Here is a 1019-nt window from a genome sequence, read left to right as displayed (position 1 = left end):
ATGGCAAAGGAAAAGTTTGAGCGTACAAAACCGCACGTCAACATCGGCACGATTGGCCACGTTGACCACGGCAAGACGACGCTGACCGCAGCAATCACCAAGTATTTCGGTGACTTCAAAGCGTATGACCAGATTGACGGCGCGCCTGAAGAGAAAGCACGTGGCATCACCATCTCGACCGCCCACGTGGAATACGAGACCGACAACCGCCACTATGCGCACGTCGACTGCCCCGGCCACGCCGACTACGTCAAGAACATGATCACCGGTGCCGCTCAGATGGACGGCGCGATCCTGGTTGTGAACGCCGCTGACGGCCCAATGCCGCAGACCCGCGAGCACATCCTGCTGGGCCGCCAGGTTGGCATCCCGAAGATGGTCGTGTTCATGAACAAAGTTGACCAGGTTGACGACGAAGAGCTGCTGGAACTGGTTGAGATGGAAGTTCGCGAACTGCTGTCCAGCTACGACTACCCCGGTGATGATGTTCCGATTATCGCAGGTTCGGCTCTGGCCGCGATGGAAGGCAACAACGCTGAAATCGGTGAAGAGAAGATCAAGGAACTGATGGCGGCTGTTGATGACTACATCGACACCCCTGAGCGTGAAGTCGACAAGCCGTTCCTGATGCCGGTCGAAGACGTGTTCTCGATCTCGGGCCGTGGTACCGTTGTGACCGGTCGTGTTGAGCGTGGCGTGATCAATGTTGGCGACGAGATCGAAATCGTCGGCATCCGTGACACTCAGAAAACCACCTGTACCGGTGTTGAAATGTTCCGCAAGCTGCTGGATCGCGGTGAAGCGGGCGACAACATCGGCGCCCTGCTGCGCGGTATCGACCGTGACGGCGTTGAGCGTGGCCAGGTTCTGTGTAAGCCGGGTTCGGTTACACCGCACACCAAGTTCGAAGCCGAAGCCTACATCCTGACCAAGGAAGAAGGCGGTCGTCACACTCCGTTCTTCGCGAACTACCGTCCGCAGTTCTACTTCCGGACCACTGACGTGACCGGCACCGTGAC

Annotated in this window: 1 protein-coding gene; it reads left to right on the top strand. The window is 58.0% G+C overall.

Annotated elements, in window-relative coordinates; translation table 11 throughout:
- Nucleotides 1–1019, top strand: a 1019-nt coding sequence (tuf, locus tag ACR0IV_RS21735; RefSeq protein ID WP_480661156.1) for an elongation factor Tu, incomplete at both ends; no start/stop codon positions are given.

This window comes from Ruegeria sp. C2 (assembly GCF_056537765.1).
The sequence above is the reverse complement of the archived record's forward strand: the minus strand, read 5'-3'. Positions and strand labels throughout refer to the sequence as shown.